General features: G+C 31.1%; 1 protein-coding gene. It reads left to right on the top strand.

Going from position 1 to position 1988, the window contains the following annotated elements; all coding sequences use genetic code 11:
* Positions 1 to 275: 275 nt before the first annotated feature.
* Positions 276 to 1823: an IS1634 family transposase gene (locus tag AB1349_13945; GenBank protein MEW6558428.1), complete on the top strand. Its 1548-nt coding sequence runs from the start codon at positions 276 to 278 to the stop codon at positions 1821 to 1823.
* Positions 1824 to 1988: the final 165 nt, after the last annotated feature.

Genomic DNA, 1988 nt, shown 5'->3' on the forward strand with positions numbered 1-1988 from the left:
CAAGGCGCTTTTAACAATGCGAAAGCCGGTATAACAATCGGCACTGTCAGGGCTGTTGGTCTTGAGTTTGACAGAATAAGCTAAAAAATCCAAATTTATACCTCACAAACCCGCATGAAATCTAAATATAGATTTTTCATTCCCTCAAAATGTAGTGAAAACTTTTTAAGAATATATTTTAAAAATAACTTTACTTGATATAATTTAAATGATATAATATTCATGGTGTAAATATTATGTTTTTAAGAACTATAGAGTCTAAAGGTAATCATTATTTGAATATAGTTAAAAGTTACAGAGATAAAGGTAAGACAAGGCATAAAAATATAGCTTCTTTCGGTCGTATTGACAAGATTAACAAAAAAGAAATAAGAAAACTTGCTTTATCTTTAATAGAATTCTGTAATGGAGATGAAAAATTACTTGATATAAATACGGCAGAAGAAAAATTTAGGAAAAACTGGGGAGCTGTTAGAGTAATCAAAAAATTATGGAAAATATTTGATTTCCCAGGAATATTTAAGCAACTATTGCAAGAAAGTAAGATAAAATTTGACATCTTTTCTACAGTATTTTTAATGTTAGTTGATAGATTATTAGAGCCTAAAAGTAAATTGAAGACATATGAAGAACAGGCAAAGTATTTTGGAGTAGAGGAAATAGAACTCCAGCACCTTTATAGAGCTCTTGACTTTTTAGCAGACCATAAAGAAGAAATAGAACAACATATATTCGATAAAAACAGGGATTTATTCAATATGTCTGTAGATGTTGTTTTATATGATGTTACCACTTTACATTTTGAAAGTGTTCACAGCGATATTTTGAGAGCCTTTGGATATAGCAAAGATTGTAAATTCAATGAAGTTCAGATTATGCTAAGCTTAATAGTAGATCTGGAAGGAAGGCCTGTTGGTTTTGATATCTATGCAGGAAATAAATTTGAAGGACATACTCTTGAAGATGCAATAGAAAAAATGAAATATAAATTTAATATTAATCAAATAATCCTTATTGCAGACCAGGCGATGCTATCAAAGGCCAATATAAAAACTATAAAAGACAGTGGCTATGAATACATTATCGGAGCCAGGATGAGAAACAAATCAGAAAAAATAAAAGAGAAAATATTAAATCCTGATAATTATATTGAACTCCAGGTGGAAGAAGAAGACGTTTTTAAATATAAAGAAATAAAAATAGATGGAGAAAAATTAATATGCTCTTGGTCTAAGAAAAGGGCTAAGAAAGATAAACACGATAGGGAAAGACTGATTGAAAAAGCTATAAAGAAACTTGAGAGTGGAACAGCAAAATTAATCTCAAAGAGAGGAGCTATGAAATATATAACTATTACCACAAAGGATGAGGATATAGAGCTGAATCAGGAAAAAATAGAAATAGATGAAAAATGGGATGGATTTTATGCAATACAAACTAATTCTGCACTTAATAGTCCAGAGTTGCTTTTAGAGTATTATCATCAGCTCTGGAGAGTGGAAGAGTCTTTTAGGATTTTTAAATCCCATCTTGAAACCAGGCCGATGTATCATTCTTCTCCTAATAGAATAAAAGGACATATTGTACTTTGTTTTATCGCATTTCTACTTGAAAGAACTCTGGAGATCGAACTTAAGAGTAATAATATTCCATACTCTCCGGATAAGATAAGAGCTGCTCTGCAATCATTACAGTTTTCCGAGGTAATTATTGAAAATCAGATTTTTTATATTAGGGCACCTGTTGAGGGATTAGCAAATGATATTTTGAGAGGAGTGAAAGTAAAAATACCTCCTAAAGTGGCTATACCAGAGCATTTTTAAGATGTGTAGTGAAAACGATTTTGAACCAACCTGGTTCTTTTCCTTGCTATACAAGGATTCGTAAAAAACCAACTGTCAAACTCAAGATATATTTAGGGGCGTATTTTTCAAATAAAACAGGACCGAGCACTTGCTCGGTCCTGTTTTATCAGTCAGAAGCTATAA

The organism is Elusimicrobiota bacterium (genome assembly GCA_040757695.1).
Classification (GTDB): domain Bacteria; phylum Elusimicrobiota; class UBA8919; order UBA8919; family UBA8919; genus JBFLWK01.